The organism is Bacillus sp. JZ109, assembly GCF_053903135.1.
In genome coordinates, this window is sequence record NZ_CP096388.1 from 3,349,424 (window position 1) to 3,376,389 (window position 26,966).

The 26,966-nt window shown below is 46.8% G+C and carries 23 protein-coding genes; 5 read left to right on the plus strand and 18 right to left on the minus strand.

The features are described 5' to 3' along the window. Positions 1-188 precede the first annotated feature (188 nt). Both opuE and M1D94_RS17655 read left to right on the plus strand, forming a co-directional pair. Positions 189-1,667: a proline transporter OpuE gene (gene opuE / locus M1D94_RS17650; RefSeq protein WP_003233905.1), complete on the plus strand. Its 1,479-nt coding sequence runs from the start codon at positions 189-191 to the stop codon at positions 1,665-1,667. Between the two features lie 106 nt (positions 1,668-1,773). After that, complete coding sequence (locus M1D94_RS17655; protein WP_010886431.1) at positions 1,774-2,472, plus strand: MgtC/SapB family protein; 699 nt, start codon at positions 1,774-1,776, stop codon at positions 2,470-2,472. Between the two features lie 37 nt (positions 2,473-2,509). Here M1D94_RS17655 and M1D94_RS17660 read toward each other — a convergent pair whose 3' ends face one another. The 5 genes from M1D94_RS17660 to pcrB all read right to left on the minus strand — a co-directional run bounded on the left by M1D94_RS17660 (position 2,510) and on the right by pcrB (position 9,885). Further along, positions 2,510-3,520, minus strand: coding sequence for a phosphotransferase enzyme family protein (locus M1D94_RS17660; RefSeq protein WP_282627516.1), 1,011 nt, complete (start codon positions 3,518-3,520; stop codon positions 2,510-2,512). Positions 3,521-3,681: 161 nt separating this feature from the next. Next, entirely contained in the window at positions 3,682-4,872 is a 1,191-nt protein-coding gene (locus tag M1D94_RS17665; protein ID WP_014479076.1) for a CamS family sex pheromone protein, read from the minus strand. 15 nt (positions 4,873-4,887) lie between these two features. Further along, positions 4,888-6,894, minus strand: coding sequence for an NAD-dependent DNA ligase LigA (gene ligA, locus M1D94_RS17670; protein WP_424935177.1), 2,007 nt, complete (start codon positions 6,892-6,894; stop codon positions 4,888-4,890). A 23-nt stretch (positions 6,895-6,917) separates the two neighbouring features. Continuing rightward, entirely contained in the window at positions 6,918-9,137 is a 2,220-nt protein-coding gene (gene pcrA / locus M1D94_RS17675) for a DNA helicase PcrA (RefSeq protein ID WP_003233919.1), read from the minus strand. A 61-nt stretch (positions 9,138-9,198) separates the two neighbouring features. Further along, positions 9,199-9,885, minus strand: a complete 687-nt coding sequence (gene pcrB / locus M1D94_RS17680) for a heptaprenylglyceryl phosphate synthase (RefSeq protein WP_003233922.1) — start codon at positions 9,883-9,885, stop codon at positions 9,199-9,201. Positions 9,886-10,149: 264 nt separating this feature from the next. Between pcrB and M1D94_RS17685 the strand changes: the two genes are divergently transcribed. Next, a complete protein-coding gene (locus tag M1D94_RS17685; RefSeq protein ID WP_282627518.1) occupies positions 10,150-11,727 on the plus strand; it encodes an FMN-binding glutamate synthase family protein in 1,578 nt (525 codons plus the stop codon). Between the two features lie 37 nt (positions 11,728-11,764). Here the strand turns inward: M1D94_RS17685 and M1D94_RS17690 are convergent, their stop codons facing one another. The 3 genes from M1D94_RS17690 to M1D94_RS17700 are packed head-to-tail and all read right to left on the minus strand — an operon-like array spanning position 11,765 to position 14,846. Further along, entirely contained in the window at positions 11,765-12,079 is a 315-nt protein-coding gene (locus M1D94_RS17690) for a YerC/YecD family TrpR-related protein (protein WP_003219429.1), read from the minus strand. A gap of 2 nt (positions 12,080-12,081) precedes the next feature. Beyond that, the gene (locus tag M1D94_RS17695; protein ID WP_134991990.1) at positions 12,082-13,077 is read right to left on the minus strand and encodes a DUF3048 domain-containing protein; all 996 of its coding nucleotides are present in this window, start codon (positions 13,075-13,077) and stop codon (positions 12,082-12,084) included. 26 nt (positions 13,078-13,103) lie between these two features. Beyond that, positions 13,104-14,846 (minus strand): adenine deaminase, encoded by a 1,743-nt coding sequence (locus M1D94_RS17700; protein ID WP_282627519.1) that lies wholly within the window; start codon positions 14,844-14,846, stop codon positions 13,104-13,106. Positions 14,847-14,974: 128 nt separating this feature from the next. On the opposite strand from M1D94_RS17700, the gene M1D94_RS17705 reads away from it, so the two are divergent. Then, positions 14,975-15,202 (plus strand): YgaP family membrane protein, encoded by a 228-nt coding sequence (locus tag M1D94_RS17705; protein ID WP_003233931.1) that lies wholly within the window; start codon positions 14,975-14,977, stop codon positions 15,200-15,202. Between the two features lie 14 nt (positions 15,203-15,216). Here the strand turns inward: M1D94_RS17705 and M1D94_RS17710 are convergent, their stop codons facing one another. Beyond that, positions 15,217-16,491, minus strand: coding sequence for an APC family permease (locus M1D94_RS17710; protein ID WP_124048417.1), 1,275 nt, complete (start codon positions 16,489-16,491; stop codon positions 15,217-15,219). 143 nt (positions 16,492-16,634) lie between these two features. On the opposite strand from M1D94_RS17710, the gene M1D94_RS17715 reads away from it, so the two are divergent. Next, a complete protein-coding gene (locus M1D94_RS17715) occupies positions 16,635-17,054 on the plus strand; it encodes an Lrp/AsnC family transcriptional regulator (RefSeq protein ID WP_456270297.1) in 420 nt (139 codons plus the stop codon). Between the two features lie 39 nt (positions 17,055-17,093). Here the strand turns inward: M1D94_RS17715 and purD are convergent, their stop codons facing one another. From purD to purC, 9 genes are all read right to left on the minus strand, one after another. Then, positions 17,094-18,362, minus strand: coding sequence for a phosphoribosylamine--glycine ligase (purD, locus tag M1D94_RS17720; RefSeq protein ID WP_041851230.1), 1,269 nt, complete (start codon positions 18,360-18,362; stop codon positions 17,094-17,096). Positions 18,363-18,377: 15 nt separating this feature from the next. Beyond that, the gene (purH, locus tag M1D94_RS17725; RefSeq protein ID WP_161986709.1) at positions 18,378-19,916 is read right to left on the minus strand and encodes a bifunctional phosphoribosylaminoimidazolecarboxamide formyltransferase/IMP cyclohydrolase; all 1,539 of its coding nucleotides are present in this window, start codon (positions 19,914-19,916) and stop codon (positions 18,378-18,380) included. After that, a complete protein-coding gene (purN, locus tag M1D94_RS17730) occupies positions 19,913-20,500 on the minus strand; it encodes a phosphoribosylglycinamide formyltransferase (RefSeq protein ID WP_021481301.1) in 588 nt (195 codons plus the stop codon). Before purN ends, purH begins: the two co-directional genes overlap by 4 nt. After that, a complete protein-coding gene (gene purM, locus M1D94_RS17735; protein ID WP_021481302.1) occupies positions 20,497-21,537 on the minus strand; it encodes a phosphoribosylformylglycinamidine cyclo-ligase in 1,041 nt (346 codons plus the stop codon). The genes purN and purM overlap by 4 nt, the downstream gene beginning before the upstream one ends. A 101-nt stretch (positions 21,538-21,638) precedes the next feature. Further along, positions 21,639-23,069, minus strand: coding sequence for an amidophosphoribosyltransferase (gene purF / locus M1D94_RS17740; protein WP_282627522.1), 1,431 nt, complete (start codon positions 23,067-23,069; stop codon positions 21,639-21,641). After that, the gene (gene purL / locus M1D94_RS17745; protein ID WP_141949879.1) at positions 23,045-25,273 is read right to left on the minus strand and encodes a phosphoribosylformylglycinamidine synthase subunit PurL; all 2,229 of its coding nucleotides are present in this window, start codon (positions 25,271-25,273) and stop codon (positions 23,045-23,047) included. Before purL ends, purF begins: the two co-directional genes overlap by 25 nt. After that, positions 25,257-25,940 (minus strand): phosphoribosylformylglycinamidine synthase subunit PurQ, encoded by a 684-nt coding sequence (gene purQ / locus M1D94_RS17750; protein ID WP_003243954.1) that lies wholly within the window; start codon positions 25,938-25,940, stop codon positions 25,257-25,259. The genes purL and purQ overlap by 17 nt, the downstream gene beginning before the upstream one ends. Then, complete coding sequence (gene purS / locus M1D94_RS17755) at positions 25,937-26,191, minus strand: phosphoribosylformylglycinamidine synthase subunit PurS (RefSeq protein WP_456270298.1); 255 nt, start codon at positions 26,189-26,191, stop codon at positions 25,937-25,939. The genes purQ and purS overlap by 4 nt, the downstream gene beginning before the upstream one ends. Continuing rightward, entirely contained in the window at positions 26,184-26,909 is a 726-nt protein-coding gene (gene purC / locus M1D94_RS17760; RefSeq protein WP_141949882.1) for a phosphoribosylaminoimidazolesuccinocarboxamide synthase, read from the minus strand. The genes purS and purC overlap by 8 nt, the downstream gene beginning before the upstream one ends. Positions 26,910-26,966 lie beyond the last annotated feature (57 nt).

Here is a 26,966-nt window from a genome sequence, read left to right on the forward strand (position 1 = left end):
GCAACGGTATTTCCAGTTTATGATCAATGTTTCATCGCTTGAATGGCCGGGAATACTTTGTTAGGTTAAGTTACCAAGTGCACCCGCAAAAGAATTTCTTTTGTTTTGCACTTACGCCAGGCTGCTTAACTGGCACCATCAATTTGAGAGGTGATGCAACATTATTAGAAATGAAGAGAGGGTAAAACGTGAGTATTGAAATTATTATATCTTTAGGAATTTACTTTATTGCCATGCTGTTAATCGGCTGGTATGCATTCAAGAAAACCACTGACATCAATGATTACATGCTTGGAGGAAGAGGCCTCGGACCATTCGTTACTGCTTTGTCTGCCGGCGCGGCCGATATGAGCGGATGGATGCTGATGGGTGTTCCCGGCGCGATGTTTGCGACAGGGCTGTCCACCTTATGGCTTGCTTTAGGTCTTACAATCGGGGCGTACTCAAATTACTTGCTGCTGGCTCCAAGGCTGCGTGCTTATACAGAAGCGGCGGATGATGCGATTACGATTCCTGATTTCTTTGATAAACGATTCCAGCATTCTTCATCACTGCTGAAAATCGTATCTGCATTGATCATCATGATCTTTTTCACATTGTATACCTCTTCCGGTATGGTATCTGGCGGACGGCTGTTTGAATCTGCTTTTGGTGCGGATTACAAATTAGGCTTGTTTCTGACCACCGCAGTTGTCGTATTATACACACTGTTTGGCGGTTTCCTTGCTGTCAGTCTGACTGACTTCGTGCAGGGTGCGATCATGTTTGCAGCACTAGTGCTTGTGCCGATCGTTGCTTTTACCCACGTGGGCGGCGTTGCTCCGACTCTCCATGAAATCGGCGCTGTTAACCCACACTTATTGGATATTTTTAAAGGCGCGAGCGTCATTAGCATTATTTCCTATTTAGCCTGGGGCTTGGGCTACTACGGCCAGCCTCATATCATCGTCCGATTTATGGCGATTAAAAACATTAAAGATTTGAAGCCTGCACGCCGAATCGGCATGAGCTGGATGATCATTACAGTTCTAGGTTCCGTGCTGACGGGTTTAATCGGTGTTGCATACGCCCATAAATTCGGAGTTGCTGTAAAAGATCCGGAGATGATTTTCATTATCTTCTCTAAAATCTTGTTCCACCCATTAATTACAGGGTTCTTATTGTCAGCTATTTTGGCTGCCATCATGAGTTCGATTTCCTCACAGCTCTTGGTCACAGCAAGTGCTGTTACAGAGGATTTATACCGGTCATTTTTCAGACGAAAAGCTTCTGATAAAGAATTGGTCATGATCGGGCGATTGTCCGTCTTAGTCATTGCCGTTATCGCGGTACTCTTGTCATTGAACCCGAACAGCACCATTCTTGATTTGGTCGGATACGCTTGGGCCGGCTTCGGTTCAGCTTTCGGACCTGCGATTCTGCTCAGTCTGTATTGGAAGCGAATGAACGAATGGGGCGCGCTTGCTGCCATGATTGTCGGGGCTGCGACCGTGTTGATCTGGATTACAACCGGCCTGGCAAAATCAACCGGTGTGTACGAAATCATCCCTGGGTTTATTCTCAGTATGATTGCCGGCATCATTGTCAGCATGATCACAAAACGTCCTGCAAAAGCCTCTTACCGATTATTCGGTGTCATGGAAAAGCTGTTAAAACGCAAAAAGTAAGCAATAAGCCATCAAGCGCAGCTTGGTGGCTTTTGTGCCCTTGTTTTGCGATAAATACTGTGAGAAAATCATATTTATTTAAAAACACCATAGAGAAGGGGGAAGTTTGCTGTTGAGCTGGTATATTGATCCTGATATTTTATTGAAATTGGGCATTGCCACATTGATTGGCATGGTCATCGGGCTTGAACGCGAATTAAAAAATAAGCCGCTCGGATTAAAAACCTGTATTGTCATCGCAGTCAGCTCATGCATGCTGACGATCGTCAGTATTAATGCGGCATATCATTTCCCTAAATACTACCGCATCATGATGGATCCGCTTCGTCTGCCGGCACAAATCATCTCCGGCGTCGGGTTTATCGGCGCCGGTGTCATCCTGCGAAAAAGCAATGATGTCATTTCTGGCCTGACGACATCGGCCATGATCTGGGGGGCAGCGGGGCTCGGGCTTGCTACGGGAGCCGGTTTTTATAAAGAAGCGTTTGCCAGTCTTCTGTTCATCCTGATCAGCGTGGAATTTCTCCCATGGGTGGTCAGAAAAATCGGCCCCGACCGCCTGCAGGAAAAAGACATCCGCATCAGAATGTCGCTTTCTGATAAAGACAAAATGACAGAGATTTTAAAAGAAATGAAAAGAAGAGATATCAAAGCACACTCCGTTCGGATCGACGACCTGGGCGAAAAGGATTTTCCAATTATGGAAGTGAAGGTCCGCGTCCATAAAAACAGATACACGACCGATGTCTACTATGACATTAAAGCCATTGAAGGCGTAGTCGGCGTGAAGTGTGATACATTATAAAAGCCAATGGGACTGGAATCCCATTGGCTTTTTCTATCTACACCAGTGCTGAAAAATCAAATGCTGTAATCGGCGTGCCATTCTCTATATCTCTTCTGAAACCGGCCAGCATTTCTTTTTCTTCTTCTCCTATTGTGTTAAGGTCAAACATCTGATGCAGCAATCCGTAAATCAGCATATGGCGAAGGCGGAGGAAATCAGGTATTATCATCAGCCATGCAGGGTCAAGCTCATTTTCCTCCCAGTACCCTTTCATAAAATGCGTCATAAATTCTTCTGTAAACGCAGCTTTATCATCATATGGCACAACAGGATACCACAGGACATTGTAGAGAAGAATGCTAATATCGTTAACAAACCAGTTGTAGCCGATATCATCAAAATCAAATGCCGTGATTTTGCCATGATCCCAGTTAAAATTGCCATGGTGCAGATCCGCATGCACCAAGCCGTAGCTGTCCTGGCTTTTCGGGAGCCTCCGCAGTTCATTCATCAAAGAATCGGCTTGCTGAAACACCTTTATCTGATCTTCAGGCACATATTTTCTCAGCTTTAATTGCTCCTCTTCATCCCATTCCTGTCTTTTGAAAGCGGGATTGCTCAATTTGTAGCTTTTTGTCAGGCTATGCATGCTGCCTGTGTATCTGCCAAGCTCATAAAATAGCGTTTCATTCCAGCCCGATTCATCCACTTTTTGCCCCGGAGCTTTCTCATACACTCTCAATAAAAATGACCCGCCGTTTCCGTCCGGCACTGCTTCTACGTCTTTTCCGTTCAGCGACGGGAGCGGTTTGGCTACTGAAATTCCCCCTATTGCAAGGTGACGGAGCCATTCCATCTCTCCCATTATATAATCAGAAGATCTCCGAATCGTGTGGGTAATCTTTAAAATATAAGGTTGATTGTCTTTCATACATTCATATACATAGTTTTCCGCATCAGCCAGAAAACGCACCTGATCTTTTGAGAAACCGTATCTCGCTGCAGCTTCTGCCAAAACCTGCTCTTCATGAAATATTTTTTTGATATCTTTATGCATGTCTAACATCCTTTCATTGCTATAGATTTGATAATGATTGTTTTCACACGATTTCCAGCATCAACATACCTCCCCTTGATTTGTGTTTCGGCAGAAGCGAAAATAATTTCCCTTTTCCTGTTAATTGTAACATAAAAACCCTTGTGCCAATATGGCACAAGGGTTTTCTATCAGTCATAAATGTGAACAGTCGGCTCTTTATCTCCGGCATTGCGGATAATAACCGCTTCCTGTCCGTCTGAGGACGTGATATTGACTTCGACATCAACTGAGCCTTTAGAGTAGTAGTCCATCACTTCACCCGTTAAAAACTGGGTAAACGCGACAACTTCACTTTTTCCGTAGAATTGCATTGGTATGTCAATCTTCATTTTCTTCATTTCATCATTTTCATACAGCGCTGTACCGACAACGCCTGTATAGTTCGGGAAATATTCTTCAATTGAGTTTTTGAACCGCTTAAAGACCTCGGTGTCATCCGGATATTTTTCTGCTGTGGTTGTATCTGCCGGATAGAATACATATTTTTCATTGATGTCATCCCAATTTGAGATATCAGTAGAGCCTGCTTTGACCTCTGTTTTGGCGATGAAGTTCCCCGGCACAATCGATGTTTTTGACGCCTGCTTATAAAGCGCGACGGTAATCGGCACATTCTTCAAGTTATCTTTTTTGCGGAGGCGGTTAATAACCTCCTGTGCAATTTTTTCTCCCTGCTGGCGAAGCGTGCTGTCCTTAATCTCCACTTCTTTTTGCGGGTCGCCAGTTTTTTCACGATAGTAATACACGGAGTTTAACGCCAGTCCGATCATGACGCCGCCAAGCTGGATAGAATTCTTGTCCTTTCTGACTAAATAATCGTGCTCAAGCATGGATGCTAAATAAATCGGGCTGCTTTCGTTCTTTTCTTCTGTTGAACCAGAGCTCGGGAGCGCTGGGTTCAAGCCTTCATTTTTGAAGTTTTTATCTTCTTTTTCGGCTTTTTTCAAATCAGAGCCCGTTTTTTTCCGTGCCAGCCAGCTTAATACTGTATCCTCATCTAAATATTGTCCTTCTTGGAACAGATAATCGTCAGTCGAGAAAGAATCTTGGGCAAGACGCATCAGCCCTGTTTCAAACTCGTCAATGTCCAGCCTAGTATTCAGCTGTTCCGTTGTTAAGCCGCGCGCTTTGCCTGCCTTAAACGGCAGCACCATTTTGTAATAGGAGTCAGAGATATTATATTTCGGGACAATCGCTTTTTCTGACGATTTCGCCGTCTTTTGCGTAATCTCTTCCTCCTTCTCCCCCCCAAAACCTGACGAGCAGGCAGACAGCATTAATACTGCCGCCGTTGCCGCCAATGCCAACGTCTTTTTCAATAGAAAACACTCCTCTTATTTCTTTAGCTCTCCCATTAACTGTTCTTCATTCCACACTTCAATGTTCAGCTCTTGTGCTTTTGTCAGCTTGCTTCCCGCCGCTTCTCCGGCGATGACTAAGTCTGTGTTTTTGCTGACGCTTCCAGTCAGCTTTCCGCCCAGCGCTTCAATTTGCGCTTTGGCTTCGTTTCTTGACAGCTCTTCCAGCTTTCCTGTCAGAACAATTGTTTTACCGGCAAAGTAAGAGTCGCTGTCCTCTGCTTTTACTTTTTTCTGGCCTTTGTAGAGCGTGTTTACGCCCAGCTCCTGAAGTTCATTCAAGAGTTCAAGCATTTCTTCTTTATGAAAATAGGTGATCACAGCATCAGCCATTTTTTCACCGACTTCATCTACCGCGAGAAGTTCCTCTTTAGAGGCTTTTTTCAGGTTCTCCAAGCTTTCAAAATGCATGGCAAGCGTCTTTGCGGCCTTTGATCCGATAAAACGGATGCCAAGCCCAAACAGCAGACGCTCTAACGAATTTTCTTTTGATTTTTGGATGGAGCTGATCAGGTTTTCAGTGGACTTTTCGCCCATGCGCTCGAGCTGGATGACTCGTTCCTTCGTCAGCTTATATAAATCTGCCACATTGCGGACAAGGTTTTCCTCAAACAGCTGTGTGATCACTCGTTCGCCGAGCCCATCAATGTTCATGGCATTGCGGGAAACGAAATGGATCAGCCCTTCCCGGATTTGCGCCGGACATTCAGGGTTAATGCAGCGAAGCGCCACTTCTCCTTCGATCCGGACGAGCTCACTGCCGCATTCAGGACATTCCGTCGGCATGCTGAATTCCTTTTCTTCTCCTGTGCGCTGTTCAACGAGGACATTCACAACTTCCGGGATGATATCGCCCGCTTTTTTGACGACAACCTTATCCAAAATCCGAATGTCCTTCTCTTTAATTAAATCTTCGTTATGAAGGGATGCTCTTGAGACCGTTGTGCCGGCAACTTTTACCGGCTCAAGAATCGCGGTCGGCGTAATCACACCCGTTCTGCCGACATTTAATTCGATATCAAGAAGCTTCGTCACGACCTCTTCAGCAGGAAACTTATACGCGATGGCCCAGCGCGGGCTTTTCGCCGTAAAACCGAGCTCCTCCTGTTGATCGAGAGAATCGACTTTAATAACAATGCCGTCTATTTCATACGGCAGGTCCGCGCGCTTCGCCTGAAGCTCATCGATCAGCACTATGACTTCTTCTATGCTGCCGCATTTTTTTCGTTCCTGATTCGTTTTAAATCCGAGTTCGTCGAGAAAATCAAGCCCTTGGCTTTGCGTCTCTACACCCATCTCGTCAAGCTCCGCTATACTGTAGACGAAGATATCGAGGTTTCGTTTCGCTGCAATTTTCGGATCGAGCTGTCTAAGTGATCCCGCCGCGGCATTTCGCGGATTAGCGAACGGTTCTTCTTCATTTTTAATCCGTTCCTCATTGAGTGCTTCAAACGAACGCTTCGGCATATACGCCTCGCCGCGCACTTCGATCGACAGCTCACGGTTCATTTTGAGGGGGATATTGCGAATCGTCTTCAGATTCTCCGTGATATCCTCTCCCGTCGTTCCGTCACCCCGGGTGGCTCCTCTGACAAAATAGCCGTCTTCATAACGGAGAGAAACAGCAAGACCGTCTATTTTCAGCTCCACATTATACGCCACATCGTCGCCGACGGCTTGGCGCACACGGCGGTCGAAATCACGAAGATCATTAGCATTAAAGGCGTTGCCCAGACTGAGCATCGGTGTGCCGTGGGTGACTTTTTGAAACGCTTCAAGCACGGCTCCGCCGACGCGCTGCGTAGGAGAGTCAGGCGTTCTGAGGTCTGGGTGCTCATCCTCGATCGCAATCAGCTCCTGCATCAATCTGTCGTATTCGGCATCTGGGACGCTCGGTTCATCTAAGGTGTAATATTCATAGCTATACTTGTTGATGGTGCGGCGCAGTTCTTCTGCCCGCTGCTTCGCTGTTTCTTTGTCCATCTGCTTCTTCCTTTCCTCTTCAATTACTGCTTTTCAATAGGAGCAAATGCTGCTAACAGGCGTTTCACGCCGACAGGGCTCGGGAAGGCAATATCAAGCTCTGTCCCTTCTCCTTCGCCTTTCACGCTGACGACAGTTCCTGTTCCCCATTTTTTATGGCCCGCCTTATCTCCGACTGCCCAGTTCAAGGTGTCGCCGCCTGTTTTGCTGGCGTAGGATACCGGGCGTGAAACAGGGCCGCGTCTCGGCTGCATTTTTCTCGCAGACGTCGCTCTCGTTTCTTTTTTCTCATTTAGGTTTTCCAATAAATCATCCGGTATTTCAGCAATGAAGCGAGATTCCGGGTTCATATTTGTCCGGCCAAACAAGGTGCGCATTTTAGCATTGGTCAGATAAAGCTCCTGTTCCGCCCTTGTAATCCCAACGTACGCAAGGCGGCGTTCTTCTTCCATTTCCGCTTCCTCCATGAGTGAACGGCTGTGCGGGAAGACGCCTTCTTCAAGCCCCATCAAGAAAACAACCGGGAACTCCAGTCCTTTCGCAGCGTGCAGTGTCATCAGGGTGATCGCATCCTTGCCGCCTGACTCTTCCTCCTTCTGATCGAGCTGATCAATATCTGCGATCAACGCCAAGTCTGTCAGGAACGCAACGAGTGTCTTGTCTTCACTTTTCTGTTCAAAGTTTTTCGTAACAGACAGGAACTCGTCGATGTTTTCTAAACGGCTTTGGGCTTCGATCGATTTCTCGGCCTTCAGCATTTCTCTGTATTCCGTCTTATCAAGAATTTCTTCTGTCAGCTCTGTAATGGATAAGTAATCCTGCATATTTGTCAGGTTTTCAATCATCTGTCTAAAGCTGTCAAGCGCGTTTGCCGCTTTGGCACTGACGCCGATAAAATCAACCTGCTGAATCGCTTGGAAAAATGACAAGCCGTTTATGGCCGCATACGAAGCGATTTTTTCAAGTGATGTCGCGCCGACTCCGCGCTTCGGCACATTGACAATGCGCGTGAAACTGATATCGTCATCCGGATTGGATACGAGGCGCAGGTACGCAAGAATGTCTTTAATTTCTTTTCTGTCATAGAACTTTGTGCCGCCGACAATGTTATAGTTCAAACCCGCTTTGAGAAGCGTTTCCTCAATCACACGGGACTGCGCGTTTGTCCGGTATAAAATGGCGATATCCGACAGCTTCCGCTTGCCTGTGCTGTGAAGCTGATGAATTTTGCCGGCCACAAACTGTCCTTCACCGAACTCATTATCACCGCGATAATAGGAAATCTTGATGCCTTCATCGTTTTCCGTCCACAAATTTTTCGGTTTGCGGTTAGAGTTGTTTTTAATGACCTCGTTAGCCGCGCGCAAAATCCGTTTCGTTGAACGATAGTTTTGTTCTAGCAAAATCACGCTTGCATTCGGATAATCTTTTTCAAATGAAAGAATGTTGGTGATATCCGCGCCGCGCCATCTGTAGATTGACTGATCAGAATCCCCGACAACGCAAAGGTTCTGGAAACGCTCGGCAAGCTGCTTAACGAGCATGTATTGCGCCCTGTTCGTATCCTGATACTCATCAACATGGATGTACTGGAATTTGCGCTGATAAAATTCAAGCACTTCCGGCACTCGGTCAAACAGTTTAATCGTCGTCATAATCAAATCGTCAAAATCGAGCGACTGGTTTTTCAATAGCTTCTTCTGATAATCAGCATATACATCGCTGACCACCTGATCGTAGTAGCCGCCGGCAACTTTAGAGAATTCCTCCGGTTCGGTCAATTCGTTTTTTGCACTGCTGATCGTGCCGAGGATGCTTCTCGGGTCAAACTTCTTCGGATCAAGATTGCGCTCCTTCAAAATCCCCTTGATCACTGAAAGCTGGTCAGCCGTATCAAGGATGGAGAAATTTCGGTTGATCCCAATCCGGTCGATATCTCTGCGCAAGATCCGCACGCACATACTGTGGAATGTGGAAATCCAGATATCGTCCGCGCCGGGTCCAAGGATGCTTTCCACACGTTCTTTCATTTCGCGTGCCGCTTTATTTGTAAATGTGATCGCCAGAATGTTCCACGGCGCCACATGCTTTTCTGCCATTAAATAAGCAATTCTGTGTGTCAGGACACGCGTCTTTCCGCTTCCCGCTCCCGCCATCAGCAAAAGGGGCCCGTCCGTTGTTTTGACTGCTTCCTGCTGAACGGGGTTTAAACCGCTTAGTAATTGATTGCTAATATAATTCAAAATTTGTTCACCCGCCTATACAAAACATATGTTCTATCATAAACCAAATCCGTACAATTTACTACTCGCCTTTCACAGCCGCTACTGTTTTCAAAGCCCTGTCAAAATCTTCATACACAGCATTGCCTACAACGATCACGTCCGCATGCTCTGCGTACTGCTTGGCCGTTTCCGCATCCTTGATGCCGCCGCCGTAAAACAAGGTGGACGTTTCCAATACAGCCTTCGTTTTCTTGACAGCTTCTATGTCTCCAAGCACGCCGCTGTATTCTAAATAAAAAATCGGCAGTTGCAGCAGCTCCGACACACGCGCATAGGCGACAATATCATCCATATTCAGATCGGCGTCCGCTTCAGTCAGTGCCGCGGCTTTGCAATCTGGATTTGCGATGCAGTAGCCCTCCGCCACGATTTCTTCCATAGACATCAGTTCTCCGTATTCCTTCATGGCTTTCTGGTGCATTCCGACAATCCAATCCGCGTTTTTGCTGTTTAATACACTCGGAATAAAATATAAGTCAAAGCCGGGAACGATCGCTTCAATCGCTGATACCTCAAGGACACACGGTACCAAAAACCGTCTTACCTTAGACATCATCCGCAGGACATTATCCTCTGTCACACCATCACTGCCTCCGATAATGACCGCATCCGTTCCTGATTCGCAAAGAATCTCCAGCTGTTCGTCAGGCAAATCTTTATTTGGATCGAGTTTAAAGACATGCTTCCACTCTGTTACATCGTACACGTCATACGTTCCTCCATTCGTTTGTTACCATTTAAACATTATAACAAATTCACATAGCGCGGAAAAACGGAAAAAGCCGTTAATCTCGTTATTCACTGAAAAAGGTGTTTTGATTCTATTTTCATAAAAAAAGAGAGCATAGGGCAGTACCTGCATGGTGAGTCCTGTATCGGCAGGAGCACACATTTTTCACCAGATTCCTTCTGCTATTGTTTGGAAAGTGTTCTACTGTGGAAATGGTTACATAAAAAGGGAGGCTGAGAGATGGAAACCATCATAATAGCACTCATCGCATTTATCATTGGGATCATCGCTATCCCGATCGTCTTGTTTGCCTGGATCTACATAAAGGATGAAAAACAGCAGGAGCACTCAATTCTTCGCAACTATCCCGTCATCGGAAGGTTTCGGTATATCCTTGAAAAAATCGGGCCGGAGCTCAGACAGTATTTATACAGCAATGACAATGAAGAGCAGCCATTTTCACGAAAGGAATATGAGCAAACCGTCATCTCCGGCAAATACAAAAGCAGAATGATGGGCTTTGGATCTGTAAGAGATTTTGATAAACCTGGCTATTATATCCGTAACGCTATGTTTCCAAAACAAAGGGAAGAAATGCACGTAAATCAAACGCCAAAAATTGAAACCCAAATCTATAAAATGGATGCTGACAATCTATTCAAACGCAAGGAGCATGCCGAACATATCAAGGCAGACCCGTATTTTCTCCATCCTGATGATGTACAGGTGATTGGCGAGCATACATGCGAGAAGCCATTTTATGTGAAGGGCTTAGTCGGCCAGTCCGCCATGAGCTACGGTTCTCTTGGAGAACGGGCTGTTACGGCGCTCTCAAAAGGGCTCCATCAGGCAGGCGGCACCTGGATGAATACAGGTGAAGGAGGATTGTCTGAGTATCACTTAAAGGGCGGCGGGGATATCATTTGCCAAATCGGACCGGGCCTATTCGGCGTGCGCAAAAGAAACGGGGAATTTTCATGGGAGGAATTTAAAAGAAAAAGCAGGATTGACCAGATTAAAGCGTTTGAGCTAAAGCTGGCACAAGGAGCGAAAACCCGCGGCGGCCATGTGGACGGCGCCAAAGTATCAGAGGAAGTGGCAGATATTCGGAATGTCGAACCTGGAAAGTCGATTGACAGCCCGAACCGCTTTTATGAATTCTCAAACCCTCCTGAAATGCTCGACTTTATTGAAAAACTTAGAGATGTCGGACAAAAGCCAGTCGGCATCAAACTGGTCGCAGGGCATCCTGAAGAATTGCATGAGCTTTTCTCTCATATGCAGAAAAGCGGAAAGCATCCGGATTTTATCACGATCGACGGAAGTGAAGGCGGTACCGGAGCTTCCTTTTACGAGCTCGCGGATACAGTCGGCCTTCCGATTATGACAGCGCTGCCTATTGTTGACACGCTTCTTAAACAGTACGGCTTGCGCAGCCAGCTGAAAATCTTTGCTTCCGGAAAGCTCCTGACCCCTGATAAAATCGCGGTCGCCTTAGCCCTCGGCGCTGACTTTGTCAACATCGCACGCGGCATGATGTTTTCCGTTGGCTGCATCCGCGCTCTCGTCTGCCACACCAACACCTGTCCGGCAGGTGTGGCGACGACAGATCCGAAATTGCAAAAAGCGTTGAGCGTTGAGGAAAAACAGCATCGTGTCTGCAACTACGTCATTTCCCTGCGCGAGGGGCTGTTTAATCTTGCAGCCGCAGCAGGGATCAATTCGCCGATTCACTTTTCCAAGGAGCATGTTGTCTATCGGAAAGAGGATGGCAGTATCATCGATATCGACAACCTGATCCACCAATTTGTTTCATAAAGAAACCGCCCTTGCCGAACGGCAGGGCGGTTGTTTATTATTTTGAAGAAGACTCAGTTTCAGTCTCCTTCACACGGTCAAGCGCCATTTCATAAGCGTCATTTCCGTAATTTAAGCAGCGTTTCACACGGGAAATCGTAGCCGTGGAAGCTCCTGTTTCTGTTTCAATCTTATGATACGTGTTTCCTTCGCGAAGCATGCGCGCCACTTCAAGGCGCTGAGCCAGCGATTGAATTTCGTTAATTGTGCATAGATCATCGAAGAATCGGTAACATTCCTCCAGGTCTTTCAGCGATAAGATCGAGTTAAATAACTGGTCCAGCTCTTTGCCGCGTAATTTATCGATTTGCATCGTTACACACCTTCTCCTTTACTAATGGAAGCCGCATCAAGATCAGGTACGATATTGATCCAAGTCTTTCCTGGCACAAACGGAAGCCACTTGCCGTCTTTTACCGGCACAATTCTGCCATTCACTTGTTTCCAGTCTGTTTCAATGACGTTTCCGTGCTGAAACAACAGACCTTTTCCCCCTGATTCCAAGTCGATGTCCCGCCTTCCATCTTGATCAATAATATGATGGCTGGCTTCAACAATGAAAATATTTTGCATTGCAACCGGCTTTCCGGTTTCCCGGTCTGTCGTTATGACACCATCAGAGCTTCTTGTATAAGATTCAGCTTTTTTATCATAGTTGTATTCGACAAGATTTGTAACGTTATTTGTTCCATAATCTACCCGAACATTGTAAGATTCATTTGCAGGTTTTGCATCTGATGTTTGAAACAGCAGCGGATTTGTTTCCTGCTTCAACTTATAACCCTTTTGTTCTGCCGCCTTTTTTATGTAATCATAAGACGTATAGGAATTGTGGGGCGGTTTGCTGAAATCAGCTCTCCAAAATAAGCTTCCGTCAAAATCCAATCCGTTCATATAATCGGCAGCTCCGGATTCCAGCTGCTTTTTGGCGCCGGGACTCCAGCCGTGATGGACAAATATGCTGTCAAAGCCATTGCTGAGAGTGACGAAATATTCCCGCGCGCTCCGCACAGGTCCGACAGTTTCGGGCATCTGGCTTTGGAAAATGGCCAGAAATCTTGTGATTTGCCCTTCGGCTAGCGCTTCTATGACAATGTCGGCTTTAGACAGTCCAGACTGCGGCCTCGCCTTCGGGTGATTGTTCACCACAACAGCAACAGGCCGGCGTTCAGTCACCTTCTGTTCAGTCTTTAGCCCCGTTAAAGGAGCTTTCAGCTTCTTTGCAGTATCCGGGACAGCATCCTTCTGCTGGCAGGATACCAGCAGAAAAAACACGAAACACAGCGCGCAAACTGTCATCCATTTTTTCATATGTCGGCTCCCTGCTCTTTTATATTTTAACGCATTATCGATGGAAAGAGTACAGTTTTTTTCATGACGTCGAAGATTCCTCTTGGCGTAATGCGTATATACGGAAGGTGCGTACTTTGCAAAAAGAGTAGCGTATAGATAGGATCGCAAAACTCATAGCCTCTTTCAGTCAAAAGATCTCTCAGCTTTTGTTCCTTCTCAAGCACGTCTTCATACGCTTCCGAAGAGGCGCAGCCGCACAGCGCAAGCGGAATTTCATACAGAATGCTGCCATTTTCCGCCAGAACAATTCCTCCTCCGATTTCTTTCATGCGGGCAAAAGCGAGCAGCATATCCGCTTTATTTTTTCCAATCGCGACAATGTCGCCCGTCGTCGTAAAGGAGCTTACAAATCCCTGCACGCTTGAGGCAAATCCTTTTATCATCGTATTCACACGCCATTTTCCATGTTTATCAAGCATTGTCAAATAGCTTTCATCATGGTCAAACGAGAGCTGCTCCATCGAATTGTCGATCTCAATCATATATGGCTCCATAATGACCGCATTCCGCATTTTCACGCCCATCGGCATAGAAAACTGCAAGTCATCCATCGTCATATCATATGAAAGCTCAAGCGGGACAAGACCGCCTTTGTGCCAGTCCGTCTTTGTAAACGCCTTCAAATCACAGCCGTCTTCACGCAGAATGGTCCCTTTTGACAGAACAGTCACGGGATTCGGATTTAACGGATCTTCCAATATGTTCAGCGATGCCAGTCTACCCGGTCCGACAACTCCTAAATAATCATCCATTTGGTAATACTTTGCGATATTAAATGATGCCATATTGTAGGCATCGATTGCAGGTACGCCTTCTTCTAAAGCGATGCGAATCAGCTCGTTTGTCATGCCGCCTTTATAGAAATTCGGGGTTGCGCCATCTGTCGTGTAAAAGAAGTGGTCATAATAACGGAAGCCCTTCTCATGCAGCTCTTGCAAGATTTTTCTTACATCGGGGCGAATGGAAGAGTTCCGAAGGGAAACATAATAGCCCAGTTCCAGCCTTCTCATCACTTCATCACCTGTCATCGCTTCATGATCACAATCCGCACCGAACAGCTTCATTTTTGTAAGCGTTTTATCAGATGCGCCGGGAAAATGCCCTTCAATGCGTTTTCGCTGTTTCTTTGTAGCTTGCATGCAGTGGAGCATTAAATCATCACCATCTACCAAGCGAGGCCATCCGGTCATTTCTCCGCCTTGAATCACATCCGGATGTTCAATCCACTGTTTTCTGACGTCAAATGGAAGGACGTGGTCCTCGTTCAGAACCTCGGTCTGGAGGTCATAGCGTGACCACCAAAAATACTGGACAGGCTGCTTTTTGAGTTCATTCAAAATCGTAAGCGCTTTCTTTTTTCCGCTTTGCAAAAGCAAAAATAAGTTATCATTCACGAATGTCGTTGTTCCGTATTGAGACACATATTCCGCCAGTGTTTGGGGATTATATATTTGAAAAGGATGTGCGTGCGGTTCAATATAACCTGGCACAATGTATTTTCCTTCACAATCAATCGTATGAATTTCTTCGGCTCTATTCGGAAGTTCATGACCCACATAAACAATGCGGTCCTGATAAATCCAAATGTTTTTTTTCAGCCATTGTTTTACATATGGATTTAAGACGAGAGCATTCCGTAAAAGGAGCGTTGGAAGCAGCTTTGAGTCTACAACATCAACCTGTGCCCTGATGTCTTTGTTTTTCCAGTTAAAGGTGCGTTCGGACATTCACATACTCTCCTTTACATGTATTAGACTCATGGTATCACATCCTTCCTCATCACGCACGATAAAAACGTTACAAATTTTTGAAGGTTCGGTTAAAAAACTTTTTTAAGTAAAAGGAGCGGATTTCCTTGAAGCCAAACATCAGTCTCATCAATGCCGTGTTCAGAATCGCCTGCGGATTGACGATTATGTCAGCCGCCAGTGCAAAGTTTACGAAAAAACCTTGGTGCAGAATGCATCTCTTTTACATCTTTATGGGGGCCATGAAAGCGGGTTCGGGAATCTTGCGCTTCTGTCCTGTGACCTACATGTTTCAACACAGTGATTCTGGAAATAACGAGCATCAAAACGGATAAATGGAAAAGCTTGATCACAAAACGTGATCAAGCTTTTTTTTATGCCCACCCTTTGTTTTCATATAGAAATATCCTGCAGCTGCCAGCACTGCCGAATAAAGCAGTGCCCAGCCGCTGAATGAATAAATCACCGCGCACGCGACAAATGCCCCGAGCGCCATCCACCAGCCTATATCTCTCCTGCCCAGCAGTTTCAGTGCTGCCGCCATTGTACATATGTAAGATGCGATAAAAGCCGCGCTCGGCCCTTTCAACAGAGTCGTCAAATCGATTTGAAACAGACCATGCGCCGCAAGCACTAAGCCAAACACTGCGGCCATCGCTGTCAAAACGCGAATAGGCGTACGTTTTGTCGCACTGAGTTTTCCAAAAAATACGGGTATGTGCCCCTCTCTCGCCAATGCGTACACCATTCTTGAAAAACCAGCAATATTGGCATGGATGGTGGCGAATGTAATAAACAGCGCTAAGCATACCGTGACGTATACACCGCTTTCCCCTGCTCCTTTTGAGATGAGCATGGCGAGCGATGCAATTTCTCCATTCTCTCCATATGAATGAGTCCCCACCGTCACAAATGACAGCATGATATACAGCCCTGCCACACAAGACGCTCCCAAGAACAAGCTGATTGGGACATCTTTTTCAGGGCGATGAAATTCCTCAGCCAATGGAGTAATCATTTCCCAGCCTACAAAAGAGAAAAAAATCATAACAGAAACAGATCCCGCGGCAGACCAGCCATGCGGAAGAAACGGTTTGAATTCTGCTATCGTGACGTGTGGCAATGACACAGCAATAGAAGTGACAAGCAGAAATACAATGACACATATAACGAGTGTACTGATGTTTGCTGATAGTTGAATCCCTTTCATATGAAGCAAAATAGATATAGCCAGCATACAACCAGCAATCGATGTAACCTGCCAATCGGCCGCCTCTGTGACGTAACTGACGTAATGCGCGCCAGTCAAAGCGATGATGGGAACGCCGATCGGAACGGACCCTAACATGATCCAGCCCAAAATAGCCCCGGCTTTTTTCTGAAAGGCCAGCTGCACATAAGCAGTGATTCCTCCCGCACTAGGCGCAATTTTCACAAGCCGTGCCAGCGTGCCGACGAGAAGAAAAGATAAAAAAGACATGAATACCCAGACAAATAAAGAAGCCGGACCGGCCGTATCCGCGGTAACAGACGGCAAAATTAATATCCCGCATCCTAAAACCGCCCCAATCGTTAACGCCGTCCCTTGTATCCAAGTAATAGAGCGCTGTAATTCTGGCAACATGATGCCTCCTCTCTGATTGATGGCTTTATTATAGAAAAAATAAGACGGCATCCATATGCTACAATGAAGGTAAGTCAACAGCATTGCCTTATGATCAAAGGAATTTTCATTCATTCGCCTAAATATGTAAAGGAGCCGGACAAATGGACGATACAGACCTTCAGATTCTCTCGCATTTGCAGCGAAACGGCAGATTAACGATGGTTGAGCTGGGAAAGCTTGTCGGACTCAGTTCGCCAAGCGCGGCGGAGCGTGTCAGGAAGATTGAAGACAAAGGAGTGATTACCGGCTACAGCGCGAATATCTGTTACGAAAAACTAAACAAGCATGTCACCGCTTTTATTCTCATGGAGCCAAAAAGCTGTAAGCACTACGCCGCCTTTGCAACATCGCATCCTGATGTAGCAGAAAATCACCGCATCACAGGGATGTACAGCTATGTGACAAAGGTCGTGACTGAATCGGTACATACGCTTGAGGATTTTATTGACGCCTCGATGGCCCATGGAAAACCGACCACGCTCGTTGTCCTTTCTTCTTCCAGCTGCCATCCCGCTTTTTGATAACAAAAAACCCGCAGCTAATCTGCGGGTTTTCCTCAGTTATTTTTGAGCAGCCTTTAAAGCGCGTGCCCCAATGTCTTTTCTGAAAAAGAGTCCCGGTTTGAAAATTTCATCAACCGCTTTGTACACTCGGTCTCTAGCCGCTTCAAACGATTCATCAAAAGCTGTCACATTGGCGACGCGCCCCCCGTTTGTAACGAACTCTCCGCCTTCTGCTTTCGTTCCGGCATGGAAGACCACGACCTGCTCAGTTTCCGCAGCAAGGCTGCCGATCGGCGTGCCTTTTGCGTAGCTTTCCGGATACCCTTCTGATGCAAGCACAACACTCACTGCCGCGGTATCCTTCCATCTTAAGTCAACTTCCTTATCGTCTAAAAGATCAAGAAGCACCTGTACCAGATCAGATTCCATGCGCGGAAGCACGACCTGTGTTTCCGGATCGCCGAAACGGGCATTAAATTCAATGACCTTCGAGCCGTTTTCAGTAAGCATCAATCCAGCGTACAAAACGCCAGTGAAGGAACGGCCTTCTTGTACCATTGCTTTTGCGGCCGGCTTAACGATCGTTTCTACAGCATGGCGGACCGTTTCTTCCGAAATTTGCGGAACTGGAGAGTAAGCGCCCATTCCGCCCGTATTCGGGCCTTTGTCTCCGTCAAACGCACGCTTGTGATCCTGGGCAATCACCATTGGATACACTTTTTCTCCTTTGACGAAGGCCATTAGAGAAAATTCTTCACCAGAAAGGTATTCTTCAATGACAACGGACGCGCTCGCATCACCGAACTTTTCATCTTCAAGAAAGTCATGCAGACACGCAATTGCTTCTTCCTCTGTCATAGCCACAGTAACGCCTTTTCCAGCCGCAAGTCCATCTGCTTTTATCACAATCGGAGCACCTTTTTCCTGCACATATGCCTTCGCCTCATCAAAGGATGTAAACGTGTCGTATTCTGCGGTCGGAATGTCGTATTTCTTCATTAAATCCTTAGCGAACTGTTTGCTTCCTTCGATGATCGCCGCGGCTTTTGACGGGCCGAACACGCGCAGACCCGCTTTTTCAAATTCATCCACCAGACCTTCAATTAAAGGAACCTCAGGGCCGACAATGGTTAGGCCGACCTGGTTTTCTTTTGCAAACGAGACAAGCCCTGCGTGGTCGCTTTCCTCAATGTTTACAAGCTGTGCGGAAGCTTCCATGCCGTCATTTCCAGGAGCTGCAAATACATTCTCGACGAGGCTGCTTTGCGCTGCCTTCCACGCCAGCGTATGTTCTCTTCCGCCTTTACCGATAATTAATACATTCACGTCGTTTTCATCCCCTTAATGTTTGAAGTGTCTGATGCCGGTGAATACCATGGCAATGCCGTATTCATCCGCTTTTTTGATGGAATCCTCGTCACGCACAGATCCCCCCGGCTGAATGATAGCCGTAACGCCCGCTTTTGCCGCTTCTTCAACAGTATCCGGCATTGGGAAAAATGCATCAGATCCGAGCGCGCTGCCTTTCGCTTTTTCCCCTGCTTGCTCGATTGCGATTTTTGCCGATCCGACGCGGTTCATTTGGCCTGCTCCCACGCCGACTGTCATGTTGTCCTTTGCGAGAACGATCGCATTTGATTTCACATGCTTCACGACTTTCCAAGCAAGCTTCAAGTCTTCCCACTCTTGCTCATTCGGCTCTCTTTTTGTCGGGATGCTGATCTCAGCATCATCAAAGCCGTGCATATCTAAATCTTGAATCAATAGCCCGCCTTGAACGGATGTCAGCTGTTTTTCCTTTTGAACAGCAGCAGATACGTCAAGCGTCAGCAGACGGAGATTTTTCTTCGCAGTCAGGACGTCGAGCGCTTCTTGGCTGAATGAAGGCGCAATGATGATTTCTAAGAAAATGTTGTGAAGCGCTTCGGCAGTTGCCTTGTCCACTTCACGGTTCAGCGCGATAATGCCGCCGAAGATAGATGTTTTATCCGCTTCAAACGCTCTGTCAAACGCTTCGGCGATCGTTTTTCCTGTTCCCACGCCGCACGGGTTCATATGCTTCACGGCAACCGCAGCCGGTTCAGTGAATTCACGAACGATTTGAACTGCCGCATCCGCGTCTTTAATGTTGTTGTAAGAAAGCTCTTTTCCGTGAAGCTGTTCTGCTTGCGCAATGGAGCCTTTGACAGGAAGAGCTGTTTGATAGAAAGTTGCTTCCTGATGCGGGTTTTCTCCATAGCGAAGCGATTGTTTTTTCTCAAATGTCACAGTGAATTGCTCTGGTTCTTTTTCACCGACAACATTTGTCAGATAGTCAGCGATCAGTGCATCATATGCCGCAGTATGACGGAATACCTTTGCCGCGAGCTCGCGTTTTTTCTGAAGAGATACGCTGCCTTCTTCTTTGATTTGATTTAGCACTGGGCTGTAATCGGCCGGATCGACGATAACCGTGACATCCTGATGGTTCTTTGATGCCGCACGCAGCATGCCAGGTCCGCCGATGTCGATATTTTCAATCGCTTCTTCATACGTGACGTCTTCTTTAGAAATCGTTTCTTTAAATGGATAGAGGTTGACGACAACGAGGTCAATCGGCTGAATCCCGTGTTCATTGATCTGCGCCATATGCTCTTCATTGCCGCGAACCGCCAGAAGGCCGCCGTGAATATTCGGGTGTAGGGTTTTTAACCGGCCGTCCATAATTTCAGGGAAGCCTGTCACTTCAGAAATTCCGATCACATCCACACCGTTTTCTTGAAGAAGCTTTTTCGTTCCGCCTGTGGAGATGACTTCAACGCCAAGATCTGTCAGTTCTTTTACGAAAGGAACAAGATTTGTTTTATCTGAAACACTGATTAACGCACGTTTAATGGTCATGCCTTTTCACCTCTGTTATTTAATCCTAATAGCTGTTTAATCACACTCGGATACCATTTATGCTCAAGCTTGTGAATCCGCTGTTCGATTGTTTCCAATGTATCATGTTCATCAATTTCGATTGCCTTTTGAGCGATGATCGGACCTGTATCCATTCCTTCATCGACATAATGCACGGTGATTCCGGCCACCTTCACACCCGCCCGGTATGCCTGTCCGACTGCGTCGATTCCAGGAAACGCCGGAAGAAGCGACGGGTGAATGTTAATGATTTTTCCTCCATATGCTTGAAGGAGCGTATCACCGATCAGCCTCATATAGCCGGCAAGAACAATCAATTCAACCTCGTGAAGACGAAGCTGTTCAATAATGGCTTTTTCAAATGCAGCCTTGTTTTCATAAGACTTCGGCTCAAATGCAAAGGATGGAATGTGGAATGCTTCCGCCCGTTCGATGACTTTCGCCTGCGGTTTGTCGCAAACGAGGAGCGCTGCTGACGCATCCCAGTTCTCCTCCTTCAAACGCGTGACGATGGCTTCGAAGTTTGAACCGTTTCCTGATGCAAATACCGCAAACTTTTTCATGAAAGTGCCGCACCGCCGAATGTGACGCCTTCACCTTTTTTCACACGCCCGATTAAATAGGCTTTTTCGCCATGGCTTTCAAGCGTTCCGATCACATCTGTCAGATGCTCTTCTTTGACAGCCAAAACAAAACCGATACCCATATTAAAGACGTTGAACATGTCTTCTTCCTTTAGCTGGCCGTACTCTTGCAAGAAAGAAAAAATCGGCGGGATCGGCCATGAGCCATGATCAATTTCCGCACTTAAGCCTTCCGGAAGCATACGCGGAATATTTTCAATAAATCCTCCGCCTGTCACGTGCGCCATGCCGTCGATTTTTCCGCTTTTGACCGCGGCAAGCACAGGCTTCACGTAAATCCTCGTCGGTTCAAGCAATTCCTCGCCAAGCGGGCGTTCAAACGGCTCATATGTTGTATCGAGGTCCAGCTCCGCATCATCCAGAAGCACTTTTCTGACAAGGGAAAAGCCGTTGCTGTGAAGGCCGCTGGAGCTGAGGCCGATCAACAGATGGCCCTCTTCGATGTTTTCTCCAGTCACGATTTCGTCCTTTTCTGCCACTCCGACTGAGAAACCGGCAATATCGTATTCATCAGCTGTATAGAGTCCCGGCATTTCAGCCGTTTCACCGCCGACTAAGGCTGAACCTGATTGCTCACAGCCTTCCGCCACACCTTGTACAATCTGTTCAATTTTCACTGGGTCCGCTTTGCCAACCGCTAAATAATCGAGGAAAAACAGCGGCTCTGCACCTTGTGCCAGCACGTCATTGACACACATTGCAACAGCATCCACGCCAATCGTGTCATGCTTATCCATGGAAAAAGCGAGCTTTAATTTTGTGCCGACACCGTCCGTTCCCGAAATGAGAACTGGTTTTTGATAAGAAAGCTCAGACAGGTCAAACATGCCGCCAAAACCGCCAAGGCTGCCCATAACGCCAAGCCGTTTCGTGCGCTCCACGTGTTTTTTCATTCGTTTTACAGCTTCATATCCGGCTTCGATGTCAACTCCTGCGTTTTTATATGCTTCAGACATCCTATTCACTCCTTTAAGGCGCTTTTCAAAATATTTCCCCGAACGAGGGCAGAAAGAGAAAGGCAGCCGAACTGCGCTGCCTTTATGTCATTTTTCAAGTTTTATTTGGTTAATACTGCTTCTTTTACGTGAGGAAGCACTGTATCCTGGTAAATTTCAGTCGGATATTTTCCTGTAAAGCAAGCGAGACACTGTCCGCAATTCGAGTCATCGTATTTTCTGCCGATGCCTTTCAGCAGCCCTTCCACACTCAAAAATGAGAGGGTATCGGCTCCGATTTCCTGACGGATTTCTTCAACAGAATGCGAAGACGCGATTAATTCTTCATGTGTGGACGTATCAATGCCGTAAAAGCACGGATGAGCGATCGGCGGTGAACTGATTTTCACATGCACCTCTGTCGCACCCGCTTCTCTAAGCATCGTGACAATCCGGCGGCTAGTTGTTCCGCGTACGATAGAGTCATCCACCATCACGACGCGTTTGCCTTCTACAACCCCGCGCACCGCAGACAGCTTCATTCTGACGCCTTGCTCACGCAGAGCCTGGGACGGCTGAATAAACGTTCTGCCAACATAGCGGTTTTTGATTAAACCGAGCTCATACGGAATGCCTGTTGCCTCTGCATAGCCGATCGCCGCAGAAATACTGGAATCCGGAACCCCGGTTACGACGTCAGCTTCAACTGCGGATTCCTGAGCCAGCATTTTTCCAAGGTTTTTACGGGCACTGTGTACGTTAATACCGTCAATATTGCTGTCTGGTCTGGAGAAATAAATGTACTCCATGCTGCAAATGGAACGATTGATATTCATGGAAAAACGCTCTGATTTCATGCCTTCATCATTAATGATCAGCATTTCTCCCGGCTCTACCTCGCGAAGGTACGTTGCGCCGACGACGTCAAATGCGCATGTTTCTGATGCGACCACATAAGCGTCGCCCATCATGCCGATGGATAGCGGTCTCAGCCCGTTCGGATCAAGTGCGACAATCATTTCTGTTTCGGTCATGATCAGGAACGCGTAGGCGCCTTTCAGCATAGAAAGCGAGTTTTTAATTTGATCCTTCAGCGTGAAGTGTCCGCTTCTTTTGATCAGGTGAGCCAAAACCTCTGTATCCGAAGAGGTTTGAAAGATGCTCCCTTGATTTTCAAGCTGCTGCTTCAGCTGAGTGGCGTTGACAAGATTTCCGTTATGAGCAAGCGCCAGGCTGCCGTTGTTTTGGGAACGGAAGAGGAGCGGCTGAACATTTTCGTATCCGCCGCCTCCAGCCGTTGCGTACCGAACGTGCCCGATAGCGCCTTTTCCCTTTACTTTGCTGAGTTCGCCGTTTTGAAATACTTCAGTGATCAGACCTTGGCCTTTGTGAGCCGTCAGCTTTTCACCGTCAGTCGCTACGATGCCCGCACCCTCCTGTCCTCTGTGCTGAAGGCTGTGGAGACCGTAATACGTGATCTTCGGGGCTTCTTCATGTCCCCAAATCCCAAAAACGCCGCATTCTTCATTTAAGCCTTTGATTTCAGCAAGCATGGGATAGCTCCTTTCCATACGCGTTCAAGCTCTTTCGTTTGCGCATGAATCATTTGTTGTCCATCTTGGTTTTGAACCGCCAGAATTCCGTCAGCCGTTACCTCACCAATATGAACCGCATCTTTGACAGTTGCTTCAAACGCAGCTTGATGTTCTTTTTTCACTGAAACGACGAAGCGGGATTGAGATTCAGAGAATAATAATGCCGCTTCCCCTTCTACAGTCACATTAGCGCCAAGGTTTTCCGTCGTCATGACACTTTCCGCAATCGCTACGCCTAAGCCGCCTTCAGACACATCATGCGCAGATTGAACGAAGCCTTTTTTAATCACGTCAAGCAGTGCTTTTTGACGAGACAGCTCGACATCAAGATCGATTTGCGGCGCTTTGCCGTAAATACGGCCTTCTGTCATTTTTTGCAGCTCGCTTCCGGCAAACTCTGGTTTTGTTTCACCGATCACATATACGAGATCTCCCGCTTGTTTGAAATGCTGTGTTGTAATGTGTGCTGTATCTTCAATTAAGCCAACCATGCCGATAACTGGTGTCGGATAGATCGCCGTGCCGTTTGATTCGTTATAAAGCGATACGTTACCGCCGATAACCGGTGTGCTGAGAACATTGCACGCTTCGCTTATGCCGTCTGCCGCTTTTTCGATCTGCCAGAAGATTTCCGGCTTCTCCGGGTTTCCGAAGTTAAGGTTATCTGTGACCGCAAGCGGTTCTGCGCCTGAGCAAATGATGTTGCGCGCTGCTTCAGCGACAGCAATTTTCCCTCCGACTTCAGGATCAAGATAGAGATAACGCGCGTTACAGTCTGTCGTCATCGCCAGCGCCTTTTTCGTTCCGCGGATTCTGAGAACACCAGCATCAGACCCAGGAGCGACAACTGTATTCGTGCGCACCATGTAGTCATACTGATCATACACCCACTCTTTACTCGCGATCGTCGGCTGCTGAAGAAGGGCCTTCAGCGTTTCATTCGCATCTTCAATTTGCGGAGCCGGAACGTCCGTTTCCAAAAACTCGCGATAATAAGCAGGCTCTTGAGAAGGCTTATGGTAAACCGGTGCTTCTTCTGCCAAGGCATCAACAGGCAGCTCGCACACAACCTCTCCTTTGTGTGTCAGGCGAAGCATTTTATCATCTGTCACATGTCCGACAGAAACCGCTTCAAGATCATACTTGTCAAAAATATCGATGATTTCCTGCTCACGTCCGCGCTCAATAACCAAAAGCATCCGTTCTTGTGATTCAGAAAGCATCATTTCATACGCGGTCATGCCTGTTTCTCGCTGAGGAATCAGGTCAAGGTTCATTTCAATGCCAGAACCGGCTTTACTTGCCATTTCTGCACTTGAGCTTGTTAAACCGGCAGCTCCCATATCCTGAATGCCGACTAAGGCGTCGCATTGGATGACTTCCAGACATGCTTCAAGCAAAAGCTTCTCCATAAACGGATCGCCGACTTGGACAGCAGAACGCTTTTCTTCAGACGAGTCTGACATTTCTTCAGAAGCAAACGTAGCGCCGTGGATGCCGTCACGCCCTGTTTTCGCTCCTACGTACATTACTGTGTTGCCGACACCCTTTGCCTGGCCTTTTTTGATGTCTTCATGGTTGATTAAACCGACGCACATGGCGTTGACGAGCGGATTTCCTTCATAGCTGCTGTCAAACTGCACTTCTCCGCCGACTGTCGGGATGCCGATACAGTTGCCGTATCCGGCGATACCCGCTACTACTTCTTCAAACAAGTACTTCACGCGTGGTGAAGTCAGTTCACCAAATCGAAGAGAGTTCAATACAGCGATTGGGCGTGCACCCATTGAGAATACATCACGGATAATTCCGCCTACGCCCGTCGCAGCGCCTTGGTAAGGCTCGAGAGCTGATGGGTGGTTATGGGATTCAATTTTGAACACAACCGCTTGGTTATCACCGATATCAACGATTCCGGCGCCTTCCCCCGGCCCCTGCAGCACACGCTCGCCGCTTGTCGGGAATTTACGCAGAATCGGCTTTGAGTTTTTGTAGCTGCAATGCTCAGACCACATGACAGAAAAAATTCCGATTTCTGTGTAGTTCGGCAATCTTCCAAGAATGGATTCTATCAATGCAAACTCATCATCACTGACACCCATTTGCTGATACAGTTTCTCTTCTTTTATTTGTTCTTTACTTGGTTCAAGCAGTAGTGACATGAGTTTCCCTCCAATTTTTCACGATAGACTGGAACAATTTAAGACCGTCGGCGCTTCCAAGCAGTTCATCGACCGCGCGCTCAGGGTGAGGCATCATGCCTAATACATTGCCTTTCTCATTCACGACACCGGCAATGTCGCTGACACTTCCATTAATATTAGAGCCGTATGTGAAAGCAATTTGATTGTTTTCCTTTAATGTAGCAAGCGTCTCGTCATCACAGTAGAAATTCCCTTCACCATGGGCAACCGGGATTGTAATCGATTCTCCCTTTTCGTAGGAAGCTGTGAATAATGTTTCGTCGTTCTGAACAATCAATTCAACCGGACGGCAAATGAACTTCAGATCTTTGTTGCGTCTCATTGCGCCTGGCAGCAGCCCAAGCTCCTGTAAAATCTGGAATCCGTTACAGACGCCAAGAACAGGTTTTCCTTCAGCCGCTGCTTGTTTGACAGCTGGCATAATATTCGCAAATCGGGCGATGGCGCCGCATCTTAAGTAATCGCCGTAAGAAAATCCTCCCGGAATTAACACGCCGTCGAAGCCGTCAAGACTTGTTTCCTCATGCCAGACGTATTCCACTTCATGGCCGAGCTCATCCTTTACAGCATGATACATATCGATATCACAGTTGGAGCCGGGTAACACAATCACCGCAAATTTCACTGTGCGACTACCTCCTCAACCTCGTATCTGTAATCTTCAATCACTGTGTTCGCAAGAAGTTTTTCGCACATTTCTTTCACTAGCACGTCAAGATCACGGTCAGATTTTTCAATGGTAAGCTCCATGTATTTCCCGATGCGCACATCTTGAACTTCGTTATAAGTCATACTGTGCAAGGCATGCTGGATAGCGCTCCCTTGTGGATCTAGTACACTTTCTTTTAAGCTGACATAAACTTTTACTTTATACATGATGAATGCCTCCCAGTCTTTTGAAAATCTCTTCGTATGCGTCGGTTAAGCTCCCCAGATTGCGTCTGAATAAATCTTTATCCAGCTTTTCGTTCGTTTCTTTATCCCACAAGCGGCATGTGTCAGGAGAAATTTCATCCGCCAAAAGCACTTGCCCTTCTGCATCTAAACCGAATTCAAGCTTGAAATCTATTAATCTGACATGACAATCGTCGAAGATACTTTGAAGCTCTTCATTTACTATTTTTGTAATGGACTTAATGGTTTCTACCTGCTCAGGAGTCGCCGCTTTCAAAAGCCAAATATGATCTTCTGTGATGAGCGGATCACCCAGCGCGTCATCCTTGTAGTAAAACTCGATAATCGGCTGCTCAAGCTCCGTGCCTTCTGGAATGCCGAGACGTTTGGACATGCTTCCTGCCACAACATTTCTGACCACGACTTCAAGCGGCACGATCGTTACCTTTTTAATGAGCTGTTCTGTTTCAGAAATGCGCTCGATAAAGTGATTGTTAATGCCCTTTGTATGAAGATGTTTGAAAATCAAGCTTGAAATCTCGTTATTTAAGCGCCCTTTCCCGCTGATTTCTGCTTTTTTCTCGCCGTTAAAGGCAGTGGCGGAGTCTTTATACACGACATACAGCGTGTTTTCGTCATCGGTTTTGTAGATCTTTTTTGCTTTTCCTTCGTATAAAAGTTCATTCTTCACAATATTCACGGAAGGCCTCCTAACCCGAATGTTGGGAATTTTCAAACTGCGGCGGCTTAGAAGAAG